A 23,445-nucleotide genomic window follows, 5' to 3' on the forward strand; every position below is an offset into this window, starting at 1 on the left:
TCGACACATAACATCATGGTTGGGCAGGGTAAAGAAAAATCATTTTACCCTATAGCAAGGTGGTGATTACAACGGCACCTGCTGGCGGTTTTTGCCCTTCTCAAGATCAAAGCTGAACACGTCCATCGACATCTGATGGATGCGGTCGCCGTTGCGACCGACAGTGTCGTTGAGGAAAACAGCGGTTTCACCGGAAGCCAGGGTCCGGCAACCTTGTGGGCCTTTGATCTCCTTGCGGCCATGGCTGAGGATGTATACGCGTTTGCCGAGTTGGGCACAATAGAGGGTTTGCTTGGACCGGTTAGTGGCGCGCCATTGGGCGCGCGGCGGCCAGTTGCGTGAGTAAAAGTTGCGTACCTCAAGGGTGATAAACGGTTTTTCTTCGGCGCTGATGGTGGTGTATTCCTGCCATAGAGACCAGTCCGCCTGAGCCGGAATCGCACAGATGAGGACAAAGAACAGCAGCAGGATGGAGCGCAAAGATCGCATCGCTTGCTCCTTTCGCTGGTAAGAGAAAGAGGTGTTTCTACGTGTTGTACATCTACTGTTTCGACTGTTGACGGGAAAAGATTAAGTCTGTTGCGGAATGTGAAACAAAAAGAAAATCCTGTTGCCGAGTTGTCAATAGACGGTTCGGCAACAGGATTTTTTAGAGAGGGTCAGGCTCCGCGACGCGGAACCAGGAAATAATAGCCTTGGTAACTGAAGATGGCACCGTCTGTGGTGATCTCCTCAAGACGGTAGCGGTTTTCCAGCATGCTGCCTGCGCGCATGATGCGATCATTGAGGCGAATCAGGCTGGTGCTCTGGTCGCCGGTAAAGGCATGAACCGACATGTGCAAGCGGGGCAGTTGTTGCTGAATGCTGCCGGGCAGTTCGGTTAAGGCCAAGATCTTGCGCGCCGGAGGCTGTGGTGCCGCCACGGGCTGAGCGATCGGCTTGGCAACTTCAGCCGTTTGTTCAGGCTGCGGCGGCTCAGGTGTGGTGACAACAGCTTGTGGTGCGGGTTTTTGTACTGGAGCCGATTGTGGGGCCGGTTGTGGAACCGATTGCGCCACTCCGGCCACGGGCTTTGTGGTCACAACGCTCTGTACGACGGGCTCTTCCGTCGGCGGGGTTGTGATCGGTGTTTCTGTTACCGCGACCTGTGGTTCCGGCATAACCGTTGTAGCAGGAGTTGTCGGGGCCGGTTGTTGCACCGCAGGCTCGGGGACCGGTGGTGTGATGGGTGCCTTTGGTTCTACGACTGCGGTTTGTACCGGAGTCTCAACAGCAGTTTCTGTTTTTGGAGCTGTTGCAACCTCTGGAGCTTTAGCGCTGCTCCATGGACCGAACAGCCACAACAGAATTGCGGCATTGAGCACTAGAACCACGACCAGCACCAGCGGCCAGATCGGACGCTTGCGCGGTGCGGGCGACGCAGAGTCGTGTTGACTGTCCAGAGTCGGGGTGGTGTTTTCCTGGCGATTTTTTTCCGACTTCTTCAGGGCTTCGAGAATGAAAGACATGGTCGGTTAGCCCTCCGTAGGCGCCGTCAGTTGCGGGTGCTGAACGGCGAGATGATTGTTAAGGTGGATCAGGGTGATGGGGCCGATAATGCCATCGGCCGCCAGACCTTCGGATTGCTGGAACTGCTGCAGTTCGTCGAGCAGTAAACCATTGAGGCGCAGGGTTGCATCGGGCCGTGGCTCGCGTTGCATCAGGTGCGCCAGTTGTTGTTCCAGCCACAACACCATCGGGCCCTCTTCATCGGGGGGAACCGCTCCGCTGTAGGCACTGGGCGGTTGCCACAGCAGGGTGAATTCGCCGTACCACTGTTCCATCAGGTCACTGGTGGCGACGGTGTGGATCTGGTCGCCGATGACAAAAGTGGCCACATCAGCATTGAGGCCGGTCAGGGTGGCGAAGAAGCGTTGGCCATGTTGGTCCTGCAAGGTGAGGATCGCCGGTCGGTTCAACTGGCGCAGGCTGCCGAGGCTGCCGCGTTTGTTGAGAAAACGCAGGCCCTGTTGCAGGGCATAATCTCCGGCAAGCATCTGTTCTGGCGCAAAGTCGTGTCCCCAGACGCGGAACAGGGTCTGGTAGGCCATCTGCTGACTTTGAGTCAGGGGGATATGGCTGGGCCAGGCAAGAACATCAACTTCAGATGTTTCCGGCTGTGCCGGGGATGCCGTAACCGCCGGCAGTTCGACAACGGTTTGCTCGACCACCTGGGCCGGGGCCATGGGCTGCCGGGGCGCTGGTGCCGTGTCTTGGCCGGGATTCCATGTCGTGGCTGCGACTGCGGCAACACTGGCCAGAGCCAAGCTGCCGAGAATCCAGTTCCAGCGCAGTGCTGATTTTTGCTGGTGGCCATCTGCGGATGGATCGCCGAACACTTCGCGTGCTGTGATGGCCATGAGTTTATGGCTGACCGTGTTCTGTTCTTTGACATAGGCACCGAGCAGGGCGCGGTCGCATAACAGGTTGATCAGGCGTGGCACACCGCCACTGAGACGGTACAGTTTGCGGATGGTGGCGGCCGGGAACAGGGGGCGTTCCACTCCGGCGACCTTGAGACGGTGGCTGATGTAACCAACCATCTCCTGCTGTGACAGCGGCTCAAGGTGGTAGCGGGCGGTAATACGTTGCGCCAACTGGCGCAGCTCAGGACGCTCGAGCATGGCCTTGAGTTCCGGCTGACCGAGCATAATGACTTGAAGGAGCTTTTGGGTGTTGGTTTCCAGATTGGTCAGCAGACGAATCTGTTCCAGAACATCGACGGACAGGTTTTGCGCCTCGTCAATGATCAACACCGTCTTGCGGCCCTTGGCGTGGGTGTCGAGCAGATATTGGTTAATGCCGTCGACAAACACCTTGATGCTCTGGTTGTCTTGTGGATAGCGGATGCCCAGCTCATCGCAGATCGTCGCCAACAGCTCGACGGCGGTCACTTTGGGATTGAGCACAAAGGCGATCTCGGCGTCCTCGGGCACCTGCTCGAGCAGACAGCGGCACACCGTGGTTTTGCCGGTGCCGACCTCACCGGTGAGCAGGACGAAGCCGCCGTCAGACTGCAGGCCGTAGATCAAGTGGGCCAGCGCTTCGCGGTGGCGTTCACTCATGTAAAGATATTGGGGATCCGGTGCAATGGAGAAGGGTTTGTCTTTGAGACCGAAATAGTCTTTGTACATAGCAATCCTGTCGCGGGAGTCGTCGAAACACTGGGGGCTGATCGAAAACCGATCTGCCCATCATAGTCAATTAGAACGGCTATTCCCAGTTTTTTCTAAAGATGGGGATTGGCAGGATTAATGGTCAACATGGTCGGCAAACAGGACCGATGATGGCGGTGTGGGGACTGTAGGTTTAAGTCGTTTCAACCGCTGCCGCGCTCTGGCCGGCGACAAAGCCGGTTGAAAAGGCGGCCTGAAGGTTGTAGCCGCCGGTGTCGGCCTGAAGGTCGAGCAGTTCGCCGATCAGATACAGACCTTTGACTTTGCGCGATTCCATGGTGCGTGGATCCACCTCTTTGAGGCGGATGCCGCCGGCGGTGACGATCGCTTCTTTAAACGGGCGGTGGTCAGTGACCGTGAGGCGGAAGTTCTTCAGCCACACCCGCAGTCGTTTGCGTTCATCAGCGGTGACGTCCTGACCGAGGCGTTGCGGTGAAATGCCGGTGAGGTCAAGGCACACTTCGACCATCTCTCTGGGCAGAAGTCCGCGCAGAATGCTCGAAAGCTCCTCTTTGTTCCGTTTGGCAAAGTCGCGCAGCAGGCGGGCATCAAGCTTTTTATCGTCAAGGGCAGGTTTCAGATCGAGCACCAGTTCCACGGCTTTGTCTGCACGCAATGCATCGACGGCTTGAAGACTCAGGGTCAGGATGACTGGACCAGTGACGCCGTGTTTGTGGAACACCAGCTCGCCAAAATCCTGAGCGGCCTTTTTACCGCCGACATACAAGCTGGCGTTGATATTGCGCAAATTCAGGCCATCCATCCGTCCGCAGATCTCGGGTTCGGCAATCAGGGGCACCAGGGCCGGGCGGATGGTTTCAATGGTGTGGCCGAGCGGCTCCACTAGTGCATAGCCGTCGCCGCTGGAGCCGGTGGCGGGATAAGAGGCTCCACCCGTGGCGAGAATCACAGCATCGCCGAGCAGTTTGCGTGAGCCATAGCCGACACCGCGTATCACGCCGTCATCGACAATCAGATGGTCAACCGGGGCATCGCGGATGATTTTGACACCGCACTGCTTGAGCCAGTCGGTCATGACCGTGACGACATGCTGGGCCTTGCCGTCGCTGGGAAACACCCGTCCCCCCCGTTCGGTGGTGAGCTTGAGACCTTGCTTCTTGAAAAAATCACACAACTCGGTGTTGAAAAAGCGGTGAAACGATTGGCGCAGAAAACGACCGTTTCTACCGAAATGACCAATGAACTCCGGGATCTCTGCACTATTGGTCAGGTTGCAGCGTCCTTTGCCGGTGATGGCCAGCTTGAGTCCGGGGCGGCGCATTTTTTCAATGAGGATGGTTTCGGCTCCGGCCAGCGCGGCTTGCCCGGCGGCCATCATGCCCGCAGCACCGGCTCCGACAACAATCACTTTATTTTTTTTCATCCGGGTCTCCACGGGGAAGGTCTCTTGGGCTGAGAACAAAGGGGTTCAGGAGCGTCATTGTCGCACTGTGGCAGCGAAAAAGATAGCCTGATCATTGCGCTGCAGAGCGTTGCAAAATGATCAGAAGCGCAGTGTCTTTGCCGCCTGGCAGGGGTCGTTGGCGGTAAGAATTGCCGAGATCACGGCGCAGCCGCTGGCTCCGGCGGCCAATACCGCCTGGCGGCGTTGCGCGTTGATTCCACCCAGGGCGATCACCGGCAGACTGACCTGGCGACAGAGGTTCCGCAGTTTGTCGAGTCCTTGGGGGGCACCATAGGCGGCCTTGGATGGTGTGGCATAGATGGGACTGAAGGTGATGAAATCAGCGCCCTGTTGCTCCACCGCCACGGCCCTGTCAACATGATGGGTGGAGACGCCGATCAGTTTGTCGGGGCCGAGTAAGCGGCGGGCAACCTCCACCTCCAGCGATTGCTCAGTGAGGTGTACGCCATCCGCGTCGACGGCCAGGGCAATGTCAATGCGGTCGTTGATCAACAAGGTGGCCTGGTAGCGCTGGGTCAGCTTGCGCAGCGCGCAGCCCATGGTGAAAAGCTCTCGAGTTGAAAGATCTTTTTCACGCAATTGCACGGCTTGTACGCCGCCGCTCAGTGCGGCTTCAATGACCTCAAGAAGATCACGACCGCCGGTTTGGCGGCGGTCACTGATCAGGTACAGGGAAAAATCAACGGCCATGGTTACATGGACGAAGCATTGAGGAAGGCGGTGTCCCAGTCTTTCCACACCGCTTCGTAGCCTTTGGCGCGGATCACTTCACTCATCTGTTCGGGACTGCGGTCATCATCAATGACAAACTGCTCTTTGTTCTTCCCTTCATCGGCATGACCACCGGGGGCGGTGCACGACCCGGCGCTCATGTGCGTGATGCCGAGCGGCATGAGGCTGTCGCGAAATTGCGAGCTTTCGCGGGTGGAGAGGAACAGTGCCGCATCCGGAATCAGCAGGCGTGACGCACACACCGCCTGCACCAGTTGTTTGTCGTTGACCGGATTGATCGGGGCAAAGCCGCCGTCGGCCGGGCGGATGCGCGGGAACGAGATGCTGACATGGCTGCGCCAGTAGCGATGCGCCAGATAATAGGCGTGCAGGCCGGTGTAGAACGCTTCGCTCTCAAATGGACCGAGGCCGAGCAGGGCACCGACGCCGATGCGGCGCAGTCCGGCTTCGCCGGCGCGGTCCGGCGCTTCGAGGCGGTAGCGGTAATCACGCTTTTTTCCATAAGGGTGCAGTTGCTCGTAGAGCACTGGAGCGTAGGTTTCTTGATACAGGGTCAGTCCATCCACCCCGGCGGCAACCATTTTTTGGTAGCCATCGGTGTCCATGGGGTAGACCTCGATACTGATGGAGCTGAACAACGGCTTGATCCGTTCGACGGCTTGCGCCAGATAGCTGTTGTCGTCCATTTTGCTGTGTTCTCCGGTGAGCAGCAGGATGGCACGAAAGCCATAATCGTGAATAATCTGTGCCTCTTTCTCGATCTGGTCAAAGGTCAGGGTGGCACGCGGAATCTTGTTGCTGGCGTTGAATCCACAGTACTTACAGCCGTTGCTGCACTCGTTGGACAGATAGAGCGGCGTGTACAACTGGATGATGTTGCCGAAACGCTGGCGGGTCACCTGATGGGCGCGCTGGGCCATGGGCTCGAGATAGTCGAGTGCGGCAGGCGACAGCAGGGCGAGGTAATCTTGCGGCGTCAGGCGTTCGGCATCCAGAGCTTGTTCAACGCGCAGACCTCTGGTGTTGGCCATCTGTTCGTGAATCTGTTCAGCCGGATATTTGAGTATTTCGTCGGCGAAACTCATGATTATTCCTCCCGCAAGAAGCCGGTGAGGGGGCTGGATGCTTCGGCCTGGTTGCGTTGTTTGCCGAGTCCGGCCAAATATCCTTGGCGTCCGGCTTCAACGGCCTTGCCAAAGGCTTCGGCCATCAGGGTCGGATTACCGGCAACCGCCATGGCGGTGTTGACCAGTACCGCATCGGCACCGAGTTCCATGGCTTCGGCAGCGTGCGACGGCGCACCGAGTCCGGCATCGACGACAACGGGGACAATCGCCTGTTCGATGATGATGGCGACGTTGTCACGGGTTTTCAGCCCCTTGTTAGTGCCGATGGGCGCACCGAGCGGCATGACCGTGGCGACACCGACCTCCTGCAGGTGTTTGGCCAGCACGGGATCGGCGTTGATGTAGGGCAGAACGTTGAAGCCGTCTTTAACCAGTACTTCCGCGGCTTTCAATGTTTCAATCGGGTCGGGCAGCAGGTAGTAAGGGTCTGGCGTGACTTCGAGTTTGACCCATGGTTCGCAACCGGCGGCGCGAGCCAGGCGGGCGAGACGAATGGCCTCTTCGGCATCGCGGGCACCGCTGGTGTTGGGCAGCAGCAGGTACTTGTTGCGATCGATATGATTGAGCAGGTCATCCTGCTGATCATCAACATTGACACGGCGCAGCGCTACGGTGACGATTTCAGCGCCAGAGGCGGCGATGGTGTCAGCCATCTGTTGATTTGAGGCGAATTTTCCGGTTCCAACCATCAGGCGGGAGCGGAATGTCCGGCCGGCGATTGTCAGTTGATCCATGGTACTATCCTTTCTCGTGGCGAACATCTGTTTCGTCACAGATAAATAAAAATGCAGGTGAGTGTGTCACGCTATGTCGAGCGATTAGCCGCCACCGACGAAGTTGACGATCTCAATGGTATCGCCTTCTTTCAGGGACACTTCCGCGAGTTGCTCACGTGTCAGGATGTCGCGGTTATATTCCACGGCAATGCGTGCCGCATCCAGTTTCATGTCGTTGATCAGGTCCGCCAGGGTCTGACCTTGTGTGACGGTGCGAGACTGGTTGTTGACGGTGATGTCCATATTAAGAATCCTCCTCAACGGGATCGAGCCCGAGTAACAAGCGAATAACAACATTGGCCTGATGGTGAGCGGCAATACCGACCCGTGGCGCCATCAGGCCGTGGCCGGCGTCAACTTCACTGGTGCCGTCGCCGCACAGGTAGAGTTGGCCCATGGCGCGGCGAGTGCGGATGGTGTTGCCCGGTCCGTATCCGGCCATCCCCGATCCGGCCACCAGAGGGGTGTTGGGGTAGGTGCGCAACCATTGTCCAGTGATCATGGCCTTGGTTTCGGCGCAGTCCACCGCTTCAACGAGGATATCGACCTCGGCGAATAGATCGGTCAGGTTTTGTGTGGTCAGAAAGCGATGCTGGGCATCGACGGTCATAAACGGGTTGATCCGCTTAAGATTGTCTTTGAGCGCGTCGACTTTGTTCATGCCGATCTGGTCGATGAAGAACTGCTGGCGGTTGAGGTTGGATGGTTCCACCACATCATAATCCGCAATGATAATTCGGCCGATCCCGGCGCGGACCAGAGCTGTTGCAATCGAAGAACCGAGGCCACCCGCACCGGCAATCCCGATGGTTGCCTGCTTTAGCGGCTCATGGACTTCGGGGGTGTGTCGGGCAACCAGAAAGGCTTCCAGCTCGGCTTCGGAGGGGATTTCTCCGCGACGGATGAGGATGACGTGATCAAATGGTTGCAATGTGCGGTCGCTTTGAATCGGCAGACCGTTGCAGATCAGGACATCCGCCTCCGGTTTGATCTGGTCGCGCAAATCGAACAGGCTCTGGTTTTCTTCCACCTGTATTTTATTTTCATTGAGTACGATAATCATGACACATTGGTGAGCGGAAAGTGCTCTTGGATCCAAAATAGAAAAAGGTCGCGAAAGCGACCTTCGACGGGAGAAATCCCGTATAAAGTGCCGCTTCCCTACGCCGGTATAACCCGGATCAGGTTCTAAGGGTCGTCCCGCAACAGGACTCTCAGTAATAAACTCCCCCAGGGCTTTTCACAATTTTTCAAACAAAAAACTAACGTCCGTATACCTTAAAGTCAACTTTTTTATCGGTTTGCCGTTGTTTTTCAGGGTGGCTTTCCACTAGTATGGGCGCAACTTAAACGAAGACGGTTCGACCACGTGTTTTTTGTGTGCTCGACTTATGATAAATAGCATTGTAAAGGAGTGTCGTGATGAGTATTTCTGAGCGTTATCGTGATCTGGTAGATGAGGTTGATGTGATGATCAAGTCTTTTCACAGCGACGAAGTGACCCGAGAGGCGAAACGCGCGTTGCAGGTGCTCAATCAGGCACGCAACACTCTGGCTGATCTGGCGGAGGATGTCGGTGAGATTCCCCGCATGAAAATCGAGTCGCAACTGAGTCCGGTGTTGCTTGATGCCCATAATCTGCTTGATCGCGGGCGGTTGCTTCTGGAAGAGCAGCAACTTGCTGCCGCGCATAAAGTGTGGGATATCCAGAAAAAGCTCTACCGACTGCTCAACGATTTATAACTCTGATTGGGTCAGGCGATATCCGAAGTCTCGCAATCCTGATTGGTGGGCAGCTCCGTGGCGCAGACTACCTGGTCGCGTCCGGCTGATTTGGCCGCATACAGGGCATCGTCCGTCAGTTTCAGCAGGTCATCTTCCGATTCTACCCCATCTGCGGGACAGGTGGCTACGCCGATGCTGATGGTGATCTCCAGATCGCGAATCTCGCCACTGAAACGCAACTCTTTTGCAGCCAGTCGCAGCCGTTCCGCGACTTCGCGGGCACACTCCATATTGGTATTGGGCAACACCAGGGCAAATTCCTCGCCACCAAATCGGGTTGGGACATCGTAAGGGCGTAGATAGCTGCGCAGCATCCGCGCCAGATTGATGAGTACCGTATCGCCGTTAAGATGTCCGTAGCGATCGTTGATGTTTTTGAAATGATCAACATCCACCATCAACAGTGAGAACGATTCCTCGGTGCGCACTTGACGCTGAAACTCTTTTCTTAGCGTGCGCATCAGGACACGGCGATTGTAAAGCTGGGTCAGCGAATCGGTACTGGATAGGTTTAGGAGCAGGCGATTGCTGCGTTTGAGATTGTCCTGCAGAGTTTTGACCTTCAACTGAACCTTGATGCGGGCAACCAGTTCGCCAATGTCCACCGGCTGGACGATATAATCGCTTGCGCCCTGTTCAAGCAGTTCGATCTTGGTCTTGGTCCGGTTGTCATCCGCCAGTACAATAAAAGGGATATCGCACAGTTCTTCGTCCTGCTGCATGTTACGCAACAACTCCAGTCCCGACATCTGATACAGCTTCAATCCGCAAACGATCACATCGATCGGATCCTTCGCGACAATTTCCAAGCCTTCGCGGCCACTGTTTGTTTCCAAATAGCGGGTAAACGGTGACGTGTCTTTGAGCGCGTCTATGATCGTCTGGCGCGTTGCCGCAGACTGGGCAACGACCAGGATTCCCGGTCCCATAAGCAATCCCTTGGGGTGGTGAAAATAAAATCAGAATAACCAATGCTGTTTTCACAGTGTAACGCAGAATCGTGCAATGTCCTTTTTTCTATCGACATGATGGCCCCGGGTCTTTATCGATTTTTATCGTCCGTATCAAAATCAATTGTCATCTGTGTTCGTCTTGGGTGGTTTTCACGAAGAGAAATTTTTGATTTGGCTATGCAGGTGGTGTATACGAGATATAATAAATGAAACAGTCCGTATTGTTGCAATGTAATAAGAGTTTGAAAAAAAAGGAGGTAACCGATGGCGTTGGTAAAAACATGGTACGATATTGATGCTGCTGCTGAAAAATTCGGAATCAAAGAGGCCACACTCAAGTTTTGGGCTTCGGAAGGTTTGGTCCGCAGTGAGCGCGAAGAGGGAGACATCGTTCGTGTTCATATTGATGACGTCCGTTTGCAGGTTGCGGATATGATCAAAGAAGCTGAATCTAAATCCTAAGCCGTTCAGGATGTTCCCATGTCATGTGATGTTGTTGTCATCGGTGGCGGGATTGTCGGTACCGCAACCGCGTTGGCCTTGACCAGCCAAGTCAAGGATTGCCGAGTTCTCGTTGTTGAAAAAGAAGCCACGCTTGCTGCCCATCAGACGGGCAACAACAGTGGTGTGATCCATTCCGGGCTCTATTACCGTCCCGGCTCTCTCAAAGCGAAAAACTGTGTTGAAGGGCGTGATGCTCTGTACGCTTTTTGTGCTGAACATGCGATTGCCCATGAACAATGCGGCAAAGTGGTCGTCGCCACCAGCGAGGAAGAGTTGCCGGCATTGGCCGAGCTGGAACGGCGTGGCCGTGCCAACGGGCTCAAAGGGGTTGAACGTCTTGATGCGGAGGGGATTTGCCGCCGCGAACCTCATGTTCAGGGTGTTGCCGGATTACTGGTACCGGAAACCGGCATCGTCGACTTTGTCGAAGTGGTGGAAACCTATGCCCGTCTGATCAAAGGGCGCGGTGGCGCCATTCGTCTCAATTGTGCGGTGATGCGGGTGGAGCGTCATGATCAGGGCTTTGTCCTGCATACCAACCAGGGACGGATTGAGACTCCTTTCATTATCAACTGTGCCGGGTTGCAGTGTGACCGGGTGGCTTTGATGTGTGGTTCTCAGCCGCACATGCGCATTGTGCCGTTTCGCGGTGAATACTACACACTGGTTGAACAGTGCCGCAGCAAGGTCAAACACCTGATCTATCCGGTTCCCGATGCAAAATTTCCTTTCCTCGGTGTGCATTATACCCGCATGATTAACGGTGAAGTTGAAGCCGGTCCCAATGCGGTTCTCTCCTTTAAACGCGAAGGGTATCAGCGCAGCAGCTTCTCTTTGCGCGATACTCTTGAAACCTTGACCTATCCGGGTTTTCTGTCGATGGCGCGCCGGTTCTGGCGGGTGGGGCTGCACGAATACCATCGCTCGTTTTCCAAACGCAAATTTGTTGCCGATTTGCAGAAGTTGATGCCCGATCTGGTTGCTGAAGATATTGTTCGCGGCGGTGCCGGAGTAAGGGCCCAGGCTGTGGCTGAAGACGGCTCGCTGCTTGATGATTTCAAAATCCTCGATGAACCGGGTCTGATCCATGTGCTTAATGCTCCCTCTCCGGCAGCAACCGCTTCGTTGAGTATTGGTAAAACCATTGCTGAAAAAGCTGCTGCACATTTTGCCTTGAAACCGGTTTAATCCCAGAGAAGTGGTGCCTGTTCTTTTTTGCGGGCGTGTCTGCTCTCAATTGTCTAACGTTCAGTATCTTTAGCCGAGATAGTGCTATGCCCCAACGCATCCATCTAATTGAATCGAGTGTTCTACTGTACCTGGTTATCGGCTTTGTCCAGGGGGGTGTCGGCTGGGCCGGGGTGTTCTGGTGGCCTAAAAGTCATCCTCTCGCGGCGAGTGTGGTGTTGTGTGCGATGACGGCGATTGCCGTTATGGGGCTGACTGCACAGTTGACCGCAGGGAAGCACTTCAATCGCCAGGTACTGGTTTTGATCCTTCTGCTCGGTGGTGTCGTGGGGCTTGCCTCGGCCTGGGTGATGTGGCAGATGCCGGGCTCCTCTCAACCGTCCAATCGGGGTGGGACGGTTTTAATGACCAGTTGGACGGTCTCTTCATTTGTGCTGGCCTATATTCTGATCCCCTTTATTCAGGCCTGGCCAACACGCAAGCAGGGTCGATATCGGTACTCTGACCTTTACCGCCACAGTTGGGATAATTTTTTTATTCTGATGGTGGCGGCAATGTTGACTCTAGGCTTCTGGCTGTTGATTGTTCTGTGGGTCATGCTGTTCAAGATGGTGGGGATTGAGTTGTTTGAAACTCTTTTCTTCAATGCCGTGTTCCCCTGGCTGAGTCTGGCAATGGTGTTCTCACTGGGGGTTCGTCTGGCACGCACCCATGAGTCTGTGATCGGCGCTCTGCGTAAGATCGCTCTGTCGTTGTGCTCCTTTTTGATGCCACTGACGGCGGTTATTACCATCCTGCTGGGGGGCAGCTTGCCCTTTACCGGACTCAGTCCGTTTTGGGATACAGGCTATTCAACACCGATTCTGCTGTGCCTGATCAGCGCCAATCTGCTGTTTGTCAATGGCATTGTTCAGGATGGCACGGTGCGGTCCTTGCCCGGAGGTCTGGTCCGATTGTACGAACTCTCCATGGTGTTGTTGCCTGTTTATGCCGTGATCGGAATCTATTCCGTTTCTCTGCGTATTGATCAGTATGGTCTGACGCCCAACCGGATTTTTCTGCTGGCCCTGGTTGTTGTTGCCACCTGTTACAGCGTGGTTTACGCAAGCGCTGTTTTGTGGCGATCAGCGGTTTGGATGGGGATCATTCGTCAAGGGAATATGGTTATTGCTTTGATGATAGGCGCTCTTATCCTGTTGCTGCACAGCCCGGTGTTGAATCCGATGGCATTGAGTGCCGGCGACCAGTATCAGCGTTTAGTGACCCAAAGAATTTTGCCACAGGAGTTTGATTTTGGTGCGTTAAAGTTTCATTTGGGCTCTCCCGGTCTGGCGTATTTACAGCAGCTTAAACAGTTACCTGCCGAGCATCCGTTGACGCCAACACTGCGAACATGGTTGCTGGCGGTTGACGAGGCCACAAGCTATTCTCAATGGAAGAGGCATAAGCAAAGCGAAGGCATTGCTGACCATCCACTGGTTGAATTCGTGACGGATAGCCATACTGTCCCACAAGAATTTCTTCAAATGTTGGATGAGGATCAATGTCGCAAAGCGACCTGTTATCTTTTTCCGGTTGATCTTGATCGCGATGGCGTCGAAGAACTGGTGCTGCTTAATATGCAGGAGCGCTGGTCGGTGCTGGAACTTTATGATGTTGATGACACGGGACAATGGGTGCAGCAGGGAAGGCTGGGCAATTCAATGAGAAAGGAGCAACGGCGGGCCTTGGTTGATCAGCTCAGGCAGCAGCAATACCGCGTTGTCTCTCCGCACTACCAGGACCTTGAAATTGGTGGTGAGGTTTTCATGTTTGAGCGTTAGCCACATGAAACAAGGGAACGCACATCATAGCGTTAAAAACAAAAGAGGCTGCGTTGTACGCAGCCTCTTTTGACACTCTTATGTCGGCACGGACTCCTTACGCAGAACGGCCGTTATTCTTCTTCAGGCTGCTGTGAATCATGCGCAACAGTCGGTCGGTTGTGTCCCAGCCAATGCATTTATCTGTAATAGAAACCCCGTATTTTAACCCCTCCTGAGGACCAATGGGCTGGTTGCCCTCTTCGATGTTGCTTTCGATCATCAGGGCACGGATGGTGTTGTTGCCATTGGCGATCTGCTCGAGAACGTTTAGAATCACCTCTTCCTGACGGTTGTGATCCTTGCAGGAGTTGGCGTGGCTGCAGTCGACCATGATGGCGTTGTTGAGGTTTTGGTCGGCCAGTTTTTTTTCAGTAAAGGCGATGGCCTCGGACTGATAGTTCGGACCATTGCTGCCGCCGCGTAACACGATGTGGGCATCGGGGTTGCCGCAGGTTTCGACAATGGAAATTTTGCCCTGGCGGTTGATGCCGAGGAAATTATGGCCGTGCTGGGCGGCGCTCATGGCGTCCATGGCGATCTGCAGATTGCCGTCGGTGCTATTCTTAAAGCCGACCGGGAATGACAGGCCGCTGGACATTTCGCGATGAGGCTGTGATTCGGTGGTGCGCGCGCCGATGGCCCCCCAACTAATCAGGTCGGCAAAATATTCCGGGGTAATGGTGTCGAGCATTTCCGTGGCAATCGGCAGTTCCAATTCCGTAATAGCGCAGAACAGTTGGCGGGCAATGCCGAGACCTTTGGAGATCAGGTGGCTGCCGTCGAGATCCGGGTCGTTGATCAAGCCTTTCCAGCCGATGGTGGTGCGCGGTTTCTCAAAATAAACGCGCATGACAATGTGCAGCTGATCGTCGAGTTCGCGGGATAGCTTGCTCAAACGGCGGGCATAGTCGAGGGCAGCTTCCGGATCGTGAATGGAACACGGACCAACCACGATCATCAGACGTTGGTTGCGGTTATGGAGAATCTCTTGAACCTCGTTACGCGCTCTGGTAACGAAGGCAGCCGATTGTTCAGAAAGCGGGAACACCTGCTTGAGATCGGATGGAGCGATAACTTCGGTGATGCCCTTGATGTTGAGATTGTTTGTACGGTACATGATGGATTGTTCCCCTTGCAGCTTCATGTTAGTTTATCGAAACGTCACATGGCGGCAGTCGCGTGATGTGTGTGGTGAATATGAACGGTGCCATCCCTCCAGTCGGCACGAGTTTCCATACGGATATGGTGCGAAAAAACCCCGTCAGAGTACAGTAAAATTTTGATGAGGTGAACCTTTTTTGCCCGGTTTGCCAGCGAAGATTAAAAAAAGTTTTGAGTGTTCAGCGAGAGTGATCTGTCCGTTCGAAATGATCGATAATAGGACGTTTTTTTTGTGAAAGAGAGTGACAATGATTTTGCGTGAATTATTTTTGGCCATTGCCGGTCTGGTTGATCTGGTCTTCAGTATCTATGTTCTGATTCTGGTCGGGCGCGCCCTGATCTCATGGGTGAATCCTGATCCGTACAACCCGATTGTCCGGTTTCTTCACAGTGCCACCGATCCGGTCCTGTATCGTATTCAGCGTTTGGTGCCGCTGCAATTCGGCGGTATTGATTTCAGTCCGTTGGTTTTGCTTCTGGCGCTGTCTTTTATCCAGAGGATTCTGGTCGTTATCCTGCGTTCCATCGCCTACAGTTTTTGATTCATGACTTGCGAAGAACTGAGCGCCTGTGTCAACGCCCAGCAGGATGGGGTGGTGATTGCCCTGTTCGTTCAGCCGCGGGCAAGTAAGAACAGTCTGTGTGGTTTGCAAGGCGAAGAACTCAAAGTGCGGTTGACGTCGCCGCCGGTCGAGGGTGCGGCCAATAAACTGTGCTGCACTTTTTTTGCGAAGTTACTGGGTGTGTCAAAAAGCTCTGTGACCTTGATTCGCGGCGATAAAAGCCGTCACAAACAGATTGTTGTCGAAGGTGTTTCGCTTGACGAGGTAAAACAGCGTCTGGCAAAAGCCTTTTAGGCGTGTGGTTTGAATAAGCGCTCAGGCAGCCCGTGGCGCGATGTGTGAATGAATCGGGTTCGTTGGGAACCCTTTGTTCTGGGAAAATTTCTAATTGATTTGCGACAGGAGGAGAGTCGTCATGCAACCGTTTGTGTTTCACAATCCGACTGAAATTGTTTTTGGTGTCGACACTGCCGACAAGGTGGGGAAATATGCTGCTCGTCAGGGCGGTAAAGCGTTGCTGGTCTATGGCCGCAACAGTATCAAGACCACCGGACTTTACGACCGGGTCACAGCATCGTTGCAGGCCGCCGGTTTAAGCTGGGTGGATCATGGTGGTGTCAAGTCCAACCCGGTGCTCAGCCATGTGCGCGAAGGGGTGGCTGTGGCTAAGCGGGAACAGGTGGATGTGGTTGTTGCCGTTGGCGGTGGCAGTGTGCTCGATGAATCGAAGGCCATTGCCGCCGGCGCTTTGTGCGACCACGATGTCTGGGAGTTTTTTTTGCAAGCCAAGGTGGAGAAAGCCTTGCCGCTGGTGACGGTATTGACCCTGGCGGCCACCGGATCGGAAATGAACTCCGGTGGCGTGGTTACCAATGAGAACACCGCCCAGAAGTTTAATATCGGTTCGCCGTTGTTGTTTCCGAAAACCTCAATCCTTGATCCGGCATTAACCTATACAGTGCCGGCGGATTATACCGCCTATTCGGCCGTCGATGCGATCTCCCATATTATCGAAGGTTATTTTACAAGTAACGATCAGGCGACACCATTGCAGGACCGCTTTGTCGAGGGGCTGGTGAAAACCATTATGGAGAGCACCGAGCAGATTCTGCAACAGCCGGATCATGCCGATGCGCGGGCAACCATGATGTGGTCGGCCACCTGGGCGCTGAACGGATTGTCCACGGCGGGAATCGGTTTGTATCAGTTTCCCAACCACATGATTGAACATTCGCTGAGCGCCATGTATGACATTGCCCATGGTGCCGGACTGTCCATTGTTATCCCCGGTTGGATGGATTATGCGGCCACACAGAATCCGGCCAAGTTTGCCCAGTTTGCCCGGCGGGTGTTTGATTGCGAACTGAGTGATGATCTGGAGTGTGCCCGCTACGGCATTGAGGCGTTGAAAACCTGGTTCCATTCCATCGGCAGCCCGGTCTCTCTGGCGCAGGGGAATATCCCTGATGAGGAGATTGGTGCCATTGCCGACAATGCGGTGATGTTGGCCCGCAAGTGGGGACTCAAGGCCTACACTGCTGAAGTGATTGCCGATATTCTTAGCCGCTGTCGAAGCTGATCAGGAGCTGGATGTGAAAATTATATCCTTCAATGTCAATGGGTTGCGTGCCCGCCATCACCAGGTTAAAGCGGTGATTGACACCTACCAGCCCGACGTTCTGGCCTTACAGGAAACCAAGGTTCATGACGACCAGTTCCCGTTGGCGGAGGTTGAATCGCTGGGTTACGAGGTGCGTTATTATGGTCAGAAAGGCCATTACGGTGTGGCCTTATTGTCGCGGCAAGCCCCTGTGGATGTGCAGTACGGTTTTGTTGATGACGATGACGAGGCCCAGCGTCGATTGATTGTCGGGCGCTATGCATTTGGTGACCAGATGGTCACGGTGGTCAACGGTTATTTCCCTCAAGGGGAGAACCGTTCCCATGCGGTGAAATTTCCGGCCAAGGAGAAGTTTTATCGCGATCTGCGACAGATGCTGGAAAATTATGAGGCCAAGAACGATGCGCTTCTGGTGGTTGGAGATATGAATGTGGCTCCGTTGGCGGAAGATATCGGTATCGGGCCGGACAATGAAAAGCGTTGGCTGGCGCAGGGCAAGAGTTGTTTCCTTCCCGAGGAGCGTGCCTGGCTGCAGAGCGTGATGGACTGGGGACTGCACGACAGCTTTCGCCACTGCTATCCTGATGTGGATGATCGGTTCAGTTGGTTTGATTACCGCAGCCGCGGGTTTGAGCGTGACCCGAAGCGTGGGTTGCGTATTGATCTGATTCTAGCGAGTCAGGCACTCATTTCCCGTTGTCAGGATGCCGGGATTGATTACGATATTCGCGCCATGGAAAAACCTTCCGATCACTGCCCGATCTGGGCGGAATTTTCACTTTAAGCTGTTTTTTTGCCGGGCCGAACCAGACGTATTCGGCCCGGTCGTTTGTCGCTGTGTCGTGAGCACAACGAAATTTCATACGCTGTTTTCCGTTGATCTGGCAGAATTCCTCCCTCCAAGCGAAATCCGTTGAAAACATGATTGATTTTGCGACTTTTCAAAAGCGTGCTAAGATCGTAGAATTCTATCATGAAGCGATGTGGTCGAAGGGGAAATGCTTATGCACAAAATCATGTTCGTTGATGATGAGCCGAATGTCCTGCGCTCTTTACGGCGTCTGTTTATGGATGAAGGGGACTACGAACTGTTTTTCGCCAACTCGGGAAGTGAAGGCCTTGAGCTACTTGAAGAGGAGCCGGACGTGTGTGTTGTGGTCTCGGATTACCGTATGCCGGATATGAATGGTGTCGAGTTTCTGAGTCAGGTGCATGCCCGCAAGCCCGATACGATCCGCATTGTGTTGTCCGGTTACGCGGATACCGCCTCCGTGGTTGAAGCGATCAATATCGGTCATATCTACCGCTTTATCCCCAAACCGTGGAATGATGACGAGTTGCTGGTTAATATTGCCAATGCCGTCGACACCTATGATCTCAGCCGTAACAATAAGCAGCTTTCTGAGGCGTTGGAGCAGCGCAACGATCAACTCGAACATGTCAATGCCAACCTTGAAGAAACGATTCTGGAGCGCACCGAAGCTTTGGAGCTGCGCAGTGAAGTTCTGCAGATGGCTCAGGATATACTCGACAGCATGCCGGTGGCGGTCATCGGCGTCGACATTGAGGATCAGATCGTTCAGGCCAATGTTGCGGCAACCCGACTGTTGAAACCGCGTGGGATTCTGCTTGGCGAACAAACCTCGGCCGTACTCAACGACGGGATCCTCGCCTTTATTGAGCAGGTGAAGTTAACCGACGTCTCAACAGACCGGATCGTGATTAACGGTGACAATTATCGGGCGAATGGTCAGTATCTCAACGATGACCGCAGCCGGGGAATCGTGATCACCCTGGTTCCTGTTGAAACGGAGTAGAGAGCAATGAGTCGCGCCTTTTCTCCAGAGATTGCCGTGGATGTCGAAGCGGTTCTGGCAACGGTTCACTCCAATATCGGCATGCCGCTGGTGGCGCATAAGGTCTTGGATCTGATGCATTCCGGGCAGGTTAATGCTCACGCGCTGGCGGCAGTGATTGCTCAGGACCAGGCGCTGGCTCTGCGTGTCCTCAAGCTGGCCAACTCACCCTATTATGGCTTCTCTCGGCGGATCAGCACCGTTCGGGATGCGGTGGTGATTCTTGGCGATAAAGCTTTGCGCAACATGGTGTTGATCTTGGCCATGAAGGGGATGCATAACCACTTTGGTAACACCGAGCGGTTATTGTGGGAAGAATCGGCTGCTTACGCCATGGGCGCACGCTTTATTGCCGAAAATGTTCCCGGTGTGCATCCTGAAGAAGCTTTTATGGCCGGACTGATGAGCAATGTTGGCGAAGTGGTGTCGAATAATGACGATCCGCAACGGTTCCTGATGGTTTTTGATCGCTGTCGTCGGCAAAATTTATGCGATGAGAGTTCCTGTCCCGAGTTGCCATACCCTTTTACAGTTCTTGGTGCCGCCGTGCTCAGTTCGTGGAATTTCTCACCGTTGCTGGTCGCCAGCCTCTATTACGTGGAGACCGAGGACCTCATGGGGGACTCTGAGGACTTACTGTTCCGTCTGTGCGCCGTGGTTTTTCTTGCCCGGCAACTGTGCCGTTCGTTAAAGCTGGGTGGTTATCAGGGCAGCACCCATCCTGTTCGCGCCGGCTACTCCGGCAGGGCGCTGGGACTCGATGGCACAGCTTTACAGAACCTCCAGAGCGATTTTGCAACGTTCTTTACCGAAAATGCCCCCACGCTGCTCTATCCGGACTAAGCTGCCGTTTTTCTGACACCATGACCGGTGTTACGATCCTTTGCCGTTTTCATTCCGTTAACAATCAGGACCAGAGTGAGTTCTGATGACCGTGTTGACCGTGGCCTCAGTTGGCTTTGGGTGCATTGGCTGTCTGGCTTTGCGGAAACTCCTGGGAGATTTTGGTCATGGCGGCTTTGACCTCAATCTGCATCGTATTCCAGCCGGCGTTGGTCAGTTGCAGTGTCTTTGCATCCACCTCTTCTACCAACCCTTTTTTCTCCAGTGCGGCCAAGGCTTTGTTCAGGGTGTTTTTCATTTTTTCCGGCGGTGTGGTGTTGCCGGTCATCTGGGCAAATTTGTTGGCCAGTTCGACGTTCTTGGCGTTGATGAGGTCTTTTTTGGCAAACGGTGTCTGGGCCTGTTTAGCAAATTTACTCAGAAACAAAAAAAGAATCGATTGCCACAATTCATGATTGGTCGATGCCATAGAAATATCCTTTCGTAAACGCAATAGCACCGGATTGTAACGGGGACGGCAAGGAATGTCCAGAGGTGAGCGGTTAGGCTGGTATGGCGATGGTGATGCGGCCGTGACTCAAGTCGGTGATATGGGTGGTGAAGCGTGTCAGGTGCTCCTCGGGTAGGCGCAAAAACAGGGTAACCTGATCGGCAAACTGTTGATCGTCAACCACAACTTCATACGCGTCAAAAAGCCGTTGCAGCGGTTCAAGCAGTGCATAGTCACAGCCGATCTCTACTGCGCAGTAGTCAATTTTTTCTTTTGTTGTCACCCCTGACAAGGCCGCGAGAACGGCATCGGTATAGGCGCGGGCCATGCCGCCTTTGCCGAGATGAATGCCGCCGAAGTAACGAGTGACCACCACGGTGATATCGCCAAGACCGCTGTGTTGCAGCGCTGTGAGCATTGGTTTGCCTGCGGCACCGTGGGGTTCGCCATCGTCGCTCATGGCGGTATCCGCAGTGGCGCCGGGCGCGCCGACAACGCACGCCCAGCAGTTATGGTTGGCATCAGGAAATTCCTGTTGCATGGTGCGAATGAAGTCACGCGATTGTTCGATGGTTGGCGTGGCGGCCACCGTGGCGATAAACCGGCTGCGTTTTACCTCAATTTCACAGCGATAGCGCTGGGCCGGAACTGTGTAACGTGGTGTCATTATAAATGGTCGAATGACACGTCGACATCGGCGCGATGTTCCGGTTGGATCTCCCACAGGTCGCGGGCGGTGAAGTTGAATTTGCTGGCGACCAGCACATCCGGAAACTGGGCGATGCGAATATTGTAGATGGTGATATATTCGTTAAACAGTTCGCGGCGATCGGCGATCTGATCTTCCAGTTCGGAGATGCGGTTGCCGAGGCTGCGAAATGCCGTATCCGCTTTGAGATCCGGATATTGTTCGGTGACGGCAAATAGCGATTTGAGTGTGTCGGTCAACATGTTTTGAGCCTCGAGTTGCTCTTTTTCCGAGCGTGCCTGTCCCACCATGGAACGGGCTTTGATCACCGCTTCCAGGGTGGCTTTCTCGTGCTTCATATACCCTTCGCACACCTTGATCAGCTTGGGCAATTCATCGAAGCGTTGCTTGAGGAGCACGTCGATGTTGCTCCATGACTTATCCGCTTCGTTTTTCAAACGGACCAAACCATTGTAGATCATGATCACATAGCCGATCACCACAACCAGCAGCAGAACCAGAACACCCAGAACAATCAACGTCGTCATCGCTGTTTCTCCTTAAAAAATGATCCCACACTTAAATGAGATGGAAATACGTGACGCCGGCTTTAATGGCCCAGGCAAAAGCAGCCAGACCGGCAATAAGCAGAAGCGGCACCTGCCACGAGTAGTGACTGACCAGGCTGGCTTCCGATTCGGTTTCAGCAATAATAAACGGCAGGTCTTTTTGCGGTGGTGCACTGAGCACCAGTTGTTCATTGGAGCGGTCCTGGCCCTGTTGCAGCTTTTCGTGCAACGCCTGTTGCTCCATGTCTGAACGCGCCTCATCCCATTCGGCTGAGCTGACATGGCCGTCACTGTCTCGGTCGTAGGTCATCATCTGTTCTCGGTTGCCTTTGAGCTCGCGCAGCTTTTCCGCAACCCGCTGGCCTAGTGAACTCTGGTGTTTGTGGGCTGTTGAGGCGAACCCCAGCACGTAGACCATGCTGTTCTCATAGATCACCTCTTCCACCCACTTTTCGTTGGCTGAAGTCAAATCACTGCTGCTGTGGCTGTTTTTCAACCGGAACGTTGCTCCGTGCGGGTTGACGCTGATGCGTCCGGTATCATCTTCGAGAATAAACGGCACCGTATCGCTGGTGGTGATGCTGGTCAACCGCCAGTGATCCTTGTGGGTGCGGCGGTAGCGTTTGAGCGAGTAGTAGACACAGGGCTGCAGGGTGTTGGGAGAGACCAGTGCGTATTGGCGTTTGGCTTTGCCGTAAAGTTCGACCATGCCCATGGCGGCGGACCGGGCCTTGCTGGTGGCGGTATTTTTGATGTGCTGGCGCAGTCGCCAGAAAAACAGAGCGTTCCACAAACACAGGCCGCTCACGCCCAGCGGGGCGAGTCCGGTGGAAAACCCGTAGTGATAAAAGCTGCCAGCTGCCTTGTGATTGACTTCGACAAAGAAGAACAGTGCCACCGCCCCAAGGTTTGCCAGCAGACGCCAACCGTTAAAGTGCAGTGAAAGCCCGGTCAGCATGCGTGGCGAGGGTGGTGCGGGTAATGAGGGGCGCGGGGCTTTTTGGGGTGTTGGCGGTTTCTGCTGTGACTGGCCGGGGCTGACGCCCGACAGTTGAAAGGCTGTGGCCAGACTGATCACCGTATTGGTGGCTTGCTGGGCTGCGCCCGCAGTTGTGTGCTGGCGTTGGAGGTTGTCTTGCGCCATGTCGAGCAGCAGGGTGGTATAGCGGGCCAGGGTTGCTAAATTTTTATTGATGCCGCTGTGGTCTGCCGCATCGCATGGGAACACGCGGTAGTCGGGCAGAAAGCCGATGCCGAAATTGGTGTCAAGGTGATGTTTGGGACACAGCTGGCAGACGACTTCGAGAAATTCAAACAGATTCCATTTGCGGCTCGGTCGTGCCTTGTCGCCGAGAATTTCCGGAGGAATATCCCAGGCGGACAGATAGAGCAGGTGGTCCGGTTGCTGTGGTGTTCCACCCCAGGCCAAGGCAATCCGGGGTTGCTGGCGGAAAATTTCGCGTCGCAGATCGTCATGGTTCTGATCGGTATGGACGCCGCCGGTATATGCATATTGGACCTGAGAGCGCTTAATGATCCGTTCCACCACCTGGGCGGTGATATCGACAAGGACAATCAACGGCTCGCTGTTTTTGCTGAGCAGATGCTCGTGGCCATCTTGGGTAAAAACAAGTCCTTGTGCCGTGCGATGAATGGTATCGGGAGAGCCTAGCTCGACTGGCTCTCGTTGGGCAACCATCCAGTTAGTAATCTGATGGCGTGACAGGATGGCTGCCAGTGGGGCCAGCTCATCGCGGGAGCCTTTGTGAAGCATATTGACAGCCTGGCCGGTTAAACGCATACGCAGGGTGTACAGATCAAGGATCTTCAATGGTTTCAGATCGTCGAGCAGTGCATCCAGATTCGCTTGGGGCGATTGCCCTTTAACCAGCAGCAAGATGTCGTTGTTATCAGAGGTCATGAAGCTCCACCGAATGGTTCTGATGATTGTACTGGGCGATGTTGCAACTTTTGACAATGACGGCAAAAGCCATCAACGCCAGTATGAGTAGAAAAAAAGCCAGATAGTTTTCGTTCTTCAGGTCGTTGTTTTTATCGTTCATCCAGGGATATCCTTTAAGCG

General features: G+C 54.4%; 26 protein-coding genes and 1 riboswitch. Of the genes, 10 read left to right on the plus strand and 16 right to left on the minus strand.

Features of this window, described 5'->3' with window-relative positions; translation table 11 throughout:
• Window positions 1-66 precede the first annotated feature (66 nt).
• The 9 genes from DACE_RS10900 to thiF all read right to left on the minus strand — a co-directional run bounded on the left by DACE_RS10900 (window position 67) and on the right by thiF (window position 8,339).
• A complete protein-coding gene (locus DACE_RS10900; protein WP_006001182.1) occupies window positions 67-489 on the minus strand; it encodes a hypothetical protein in 423 nt (140 codons plus the stop codon).
• Between the two features lie 170 nt (window positions 490-659).
• Window positions 660-1,508, minus strand: a complete 849-nt coding sequence (locus DACE_RS10905) for a general secretion pathway protein GspB (protein ID WP_006001184.1) — start codon at window positions 1,506-1,508, stop codon at window positions 660-662.
• A 6-nt stretch (window positions 1,509-1,514) separates the two neighbouring features.
• Window positions 1,515-3,173 (minus strand): ExeA family protein, encoded by a 1,659-nt coding sequence (locus DACE_RS10910; protein ID WP_006001186.1) that lies wholly within the window; start codon window positions 3,171-3,173, stop codon window positions 1,515-1,517.
• Between the two features lie 175 nt (window positions 3,174-3,348).
• Entirely contained in the window at window positions 3,349-4,599 is a 1,251-nt protein-coding gene (locus tag DACE_RS10915) for a BaiN/RdsA family NAD(P)/FAD-dependent oxidoreductase (protein ID WP_006001187.1), read from the minus strand.
• Window positions 4,600-4,719: 120 nt separating this feature from the next.
• The gene (gene thiE / locus DACE_RS10920) at window positions 4,720-5,331 is read right to left on the minus strand and encodes a thiamine phosphate synthase (RefSeq protein WP_006001188.1); all 612 of its coding nucleotides are present in this window, start codon (window positions 5,329-5,331) and stop codon (window positions 4,720-4,722) included.
• Window positions 5,332-5,333: 2 nt separating this feature from the next.
• Window positions 5,334-6,458, minus strand: a complete 1,125-nt coding sequence (thiH, locus tag DACE_RS10925; RefSeq protein ID WP_006001189.1) for a 2-iminoacetate synthase ThiH — start codon at window positions 6,456-6,458, stop codon at window positions 5,334-5,336.
• 2 nt (window positions 6,459-6,460) lie between these two features.
• Window positions 6,461-7,234, minus strand: a complete 774-nt coding sequence (locus tag DACE_RS10930; RefSeq protein WP_006001190.1) for a thiazole synthase — start codon at window positions 7,232-7,234, stop codon at window positions 6,461-6,463.
• Between the two features lie 84 nt (window positions 7,235-7,318).
• Window positions 7,319-7,519, minus strand: coding sequence for a sulfur carrier protein ThiS (gene thiS, locus DACE_RS18535; RefSeq protein ID WP_006001191.1), 201 nt, complete (start codon window positions 7,517-7,519; stop codon window positions 7,319-7,321).
• Between the two features lies 1 nt (window position 7,520).
• Window positions 7,521-8,339 carry a sulfur carrier protein ThiS adenylyltransferase ThiF gene (thiF, locus tag DACE_RS10940; protein ID WP_006001194.1) on the minus strand — a complete coding sequence of 273 codons (819 nt, stop codon included), beginning with the start codon at window positions 8,337-8,339 and terminating at the stop codon, window positions 7,521-7,523.
• 78 nt (window positions 8,340-8,417) lie between these two features.
• A riboswitch (TPP riboswitch) is annotated at window positions 8,418-8,518 on the minus strand.
• 180 nt (window positions 8,519-8,698) lie between these two features.
• Here thiF and DACE_RS10945 point away from each other — a divergent pair.
• Complete coding sequence (locus DACE_RS10945) at window positions 8,699-9,019, plus strand: hypothetical protein (protein ID WP_006001196.1); 321 nt, start codon at window positions 8,699-8,701, stop codon at window positions 9,017-9,019.
• Window positions 9,020-9,030: 11 nt separating this feature from the next.
• Here DACE_RS10945 and DACE_RS10950 read toward each other — a convergent pair whose 3' ends face one another.
• Complete coding sequence (locus DACE_RS10950; RefSeq protein WP_006001197.1) at window positions 9,031-9,990, minus strand: GGDEF domain-containing response regulator; 960 nt, start codon at window positions 9,988-9,990, stop codon at window positions 9,031-9,033.
• Between the two features lie 288 nt (window positions 9,991-10,278).
• Here DACE_RS10950 and DACE_RS10955 point away from each other — a divergent pair, with 288 nt between their 5' ends.
• The 3 genes from DACE_RS10955 to DACE_RS10965 all read left to right on the plus strand — a co-directional run bounded on the left by DACE_RS10955 (window position 10,279) and on the right by DACE_RS10965 (window position 13,529).
• Window positions 10,279-10,476, plus strand: coding sequence for a MerR family transcriptional regulator (locus DACE_RS10955; RefSeq protein ID WP_006001198.1), 198 nt, complete (start codon window positions 10,279-10,281; stop codon window positions 10,474-10,476).
• A gap of 18 nt (window positions 10,477-10,494) precedes the next feature.
• Window positions 10,495-11,706, plus strand: a complete 1,212-nt coding sequence (gene lhgO, locus DACE_RS10960; RefSeq protein ID WP_006001199.1) for an L-2-hydroxyglutarate oxidase — start codon at window positions 10,495-10,497, stop codon at window positions 11,704-11,706.
• A gap of 86 nt (window positions 11,707-11,792) precedes the next feature.
• Complete coding sequence (locus DACE_RS10965) at window positions 11,793-13,529, plus strand: DUF4153 domain-containing protein (protein ID WP_006001201.1); 1,737 nt, start codon at window positions 11,793-11,795, stop codon at window positions 13,527-13,529.
• Between the two features lie 97 nt (window positions 13,530-13,626).
• Here DACE_RS10965 and DACE_RS10970 read toward each other — a convergent pair whose 3' ends face one another.
• A complete protein-coding gene (locus DACE_RS10970; RefSeq protein WP_006001203.1) occupies window positions 13,627-14,688 on the minus strand; it encodes a 3-deoxy-7-phosphoheptulonate synthase in 1,062 nt (353 codons plus the stop codon).
• A gap of 292 nt (window positions 14,689-14,980) precedes the next feature.
• On the opposite strand from DACE_RS10970, the gene DACE_RS10975 reads away from it, so the two are divergent.
• From DACE_RS10975 to DACE_RS11000, 6 genes are all read left to right on the plus strand, one after another.
• Window positions 14,981-15,274 carry a YggT family protein gene (locus DACE_RS10975; protein ID WP_006001204.1) on the plus strand — a complete coding sequence of 98 codons (294 nt, stop codon included), beginning with the start codon at window positions 14,981-14,983 and terminating at the stop codon, window positions 15,272-15,274.
• A 3-nt stretch (window positions 15,275-15,277) separates the two neighbouring features.
• Window positions 15,278-15,589 carry a DUF167 domain-containing protein gene (locus DACE_RS10980; protein ID WP_006001206.1) on the plus strand — a complete coding sequence of 104 codons (312 nt, stop codon included), beginning with the start codon at window positions 15,278-15,280 and terminating at the stop codon, window positions 15,587-15,589.
• Window positions 15,590-15,710: 121 nt separating this feature from the next.
• On the plus strand, window positions 15,711-16,874 hold the full coding sequence (locus tag DACE_RS10985) for an iron-containing alcohol dehydrogenase (protein ID WP_006001208.1): 1,164 nt from the start codon (window positions 15,711-15,713) through the stop codon (window positions 16,872-16,874).
• Between the two features lie 13 nt (window positions 16,875-16,887).
• Window positions 16,888-17,700: an exodeoxyribonuclease III gene (gene xthA / locus DACE_RS10990; RefSeq protein ID WP_006001209.1), complete on the plus strand. Its 813-nt coding sequence runs from the start codon at window positions 16,888-16,890 to the stop codon at window positions 17,698-17,700.
• 220 nt (window positions 17,701-17,920) lie between these two features.
• Complete coding sequence (locus DACE_RS10995; protein ID WP_006001210.1) at window positions 17,921-18,733, plus strand: response regulator; 813 nt, start codon at window positions 17,921-17,923, stop codon at window positions 18,731-18,733.
• Window positions 18,734-18,739: 6 nt separating this feature from the next.
• Window positions 18,740-19,615, plus strand: a complete 876-nt coding sequence (locus DACE_RS11000) for an HDOD domain-containing protein (protein ID WP_006001211.1) — start codon at window positions 18,740-18,742, stop codon at window positions 19,613-19,615.
• A gap of 106 nt (window positions 19,616-19,721) precedes the next feature.
• On the opposite strand, the gene DACE_RS11005 is transcribed toward DACE_RS11000, so the two are convergent.
• From DACE_RS11005 to DACE_RS18185, 5 genes are all read right to left on the minus strand, one after another.
• Window positions 19,722-20,084 (minus strand): helix-turn-helix domain-containing protein, encoded by a 363-nt coding sequence (locus tag DACE_RS11005; protein WP_006001212.1) that lies wholly within the window; start codon window positions 20,082-20,084, stop codon window positions 19,722-19,724.
• A gap of 73 nt (window positions 20,085-20,157) precedes the next feature.
• Window positions 20,158-20,772, minus strand: a complete 615-nt coding sequence (locus tag DACE_RS11010; RefSeq protein ID WP_006001213.1) for a YigZ family protein — start codon at window positions 20,770-20,772, stop codon at window positions 20,158-20,160.
• Window positions 20,772-21,341, minus strand: coding sequence for a LemA family protein (locus DACE_RS11015; RefSeq protein ID WP_006001215.1), 570 nt, complete (start codon window positions 21,339-21,341; stop codon window positions 20,772-20,774). Before DACE_RS11015 ends, DACE_RS11010 begins: the two co-directional genes overlap by 1 nt.
• Window positions 21,342-21,372: 31 nt before the next feature.
• A complete protein-coding gene (locus DACE_RS11020) occupies window positions 21,373-23,283 on the minus strand; it encodes a hypothetical protein (RefSeq protein ID WP_006001217.1) in 1,911 nt (636 codons plus the stop codon).
• Entirely contained in the window at window positions 23,273-23,425 is a 153-nt protein-coding gene (locus tag DACE_RS18185) for a hypothetical protein (protein WP_155809103.1), read from the minus strand. Before DACE_RS18185 ends, DACE_RS11020 begins: the two co-directional genes overlap by 11 nt.
• Window positions 23,426-23,445: the final 20 nt, after the last annotated feature.

Origin of the sequence: Desulfuromonas acetoxidans DSM 684 (assembly GCF_000167355.1) — a bacterium.
Taxonomy (GTDB): Bacteria; Desulfobacterota; Desulfuromonadia; order Desulfuromonadales; family Desulfuromonadaceae; genus Desulfuromonas; species Desulfuromonas acetoxidans.

Bases quoted from the DNA above. Each gene is read 5' to 3' on its own strand.
- DACE_RS10900 (WP_006001182.1), bottom strand. From the start codon at position 489: ATGCGATCTTTGCGCTCCATCCTGCTGCTGTTCTTTGTCCTCATCTGT.
- DACE_RS10905 (WP_006001184.1), bottom strand. From the start codon at position 1,508: ATGTCTTTCATTCTCGAAGCCCTGAAGAAGTCGGAAAAAAATCGCCAG.
- DACE_RS10910 (WP_006001186.1), bottom strand. From the start codon at position 3,173: ATGTACAAAGACTATTTCGGTCTCAAAGACAAACCCTTCTCCATTGCA.
- DACE_RS10915 (WP_006001187.1), bottom strand. From the start codon at position 4,599: ATGAAAAAAAATAAAGTGATTGTTGTCGGAGCCGGTGCTGCGGGCATG.
- thiE (WP_006001188.1), bottom strand. From the start codon at position 5,331: ATGGCCGTTGATTTTTCCCTGTACCTGATCAGTGACCGCCGCCAAACC.
- thiH (WP_006001189.1), bottom strand. From the start codon at position 6,458: ATGAGTTTCGCCGACGAAATACTCAAATATCCGGCTGAACAGATTCAC.
- DACE_RS10930 (WP_006001190.1), bottom strand. From the start codon at position 7,234: ATGGATCAACTGACAATCGCCGGCCGGACATTCCGCTCCCGCCTGATG.
- thiS (WP_006001191.1), bottom strand. From the start codon at position 7,519: ATGGACATCACCGTCAACAACCAGTCTCGCACCGTCACACAAGGTCAG.
- thiF (WP_006001194.1), bottom strand. From the start codon at position 8,339: ATGATTATCGTACTCAATGAAAATAAAATACAGGTGGAAGAAAACCAG.
- DACE_RS10945 (WP_006001196.1), top strand. From the start codon at position 8,699: ATGAGTATTTCTGAGCGTTATCGTGATCTGGTAGATGAGGTTGATGTG.
- DACE_RS10950 (WP_006001197.1), bottom strand. From the start codon at position 9,990: ATGGGACCGGGAATCCTGGTCGTTGCCCAGTCTGCGGCAACGCGCCAG.
- DACE_RS10955 (WP_006001198.1), top strand. From the start codon at position 10,279: ATGGCGTTGGTAAAAACATGGTACGATATTGATGCTGCTGCTGAAAAA.
- lhgO (WP_006001199.1), top strand. From the start codon at position 10,495: ATGTCATGTGATGTTGTTGTCATCGGTGGCGGGATTGTCGGTACCGCA.
- DACE_RS10965 (WP_006001201.1), top strand. From the start codon at position 11,793: ATGCCCCAACGCATCCATCTAATTGAATCGAGTGTTCTACTGTACCTG.
- DACE_RS10970 (WP_006001203.1), bottom strand. From the start codon at position 14,688: ATGTACCGTACAAACAATCTCAACATCAAGGGCATCACCGAAGTTATC.
- DACE_RS10975 (WP_006001204.1), top strand. From the start codon at position 14,981: ATGATTTTGCGTGAATTATTTTTGGCCATTGCCGGTCTGGTTGATCTG.
- DACE_RS10980 (WP_006001206.1), top strand. From the start codon at position 15,278: ATGACTTGCGAAGAACTGAGCGCCTGTGTCAACGCCCAGCAGGATGGG.
- DACE_RS10985 (WP_006001208.1), top strand. From the start codon at position 15,711: ATGCAACCGTTTGTGTTTCACAATCCGACTGAAATTGTTTTTGGTGTC.
- DACE_RS10995 (WP_006001210.1), top strand. From the start codon at position 17,921: ATGCACAAAATCATGTTCGTTGATGATGAGCCGAATGTCCTGCGCTCT.
- DACE_RS11000 (WP_006001211.1), top strand. From the start codon at position 18,740: ATGAGTCGCGCCTTTTCTCCAGAGATTGCCGTGGATGTCGAAGCGGTT.
- DACE_RS11005 (WP_006001212.1), bottom strand. From the start codon at position 20,084: ATGGCATCGACCAATCATGAATTGTGGCAATCGATTCTTTTTTTGTTT.
- DACE_RS11010 (WP_006001213.1), bottom strand. From the start codon at position 20,772: ATGACACCACGTTACACAGTTCCGGCCCAGCGCTATCGCTGTGAAATT.
- DACE_RS11015 (WP_006001215.1), bottom strand. From the start codon at position 21,341: ATGACGACGTTGATTGTTCTGGGTGTTCTGGTTCTGCTGCTGGTTGTG.
- DACE_RS11020 (WP_006001217.1), bottom strand. From the start codon at position 23,283: ATGACCTCTGATAACAACGACATCTTGCTGCTGGTTAAAGGGCAATCG.
- DACE_RS18185 (WP_155809103.1), bottom strand. From the start codon at position 23,425: ATGAACGATAAAAACAACGACCTGAAGAACGAAAACTATCTGGCTTTT.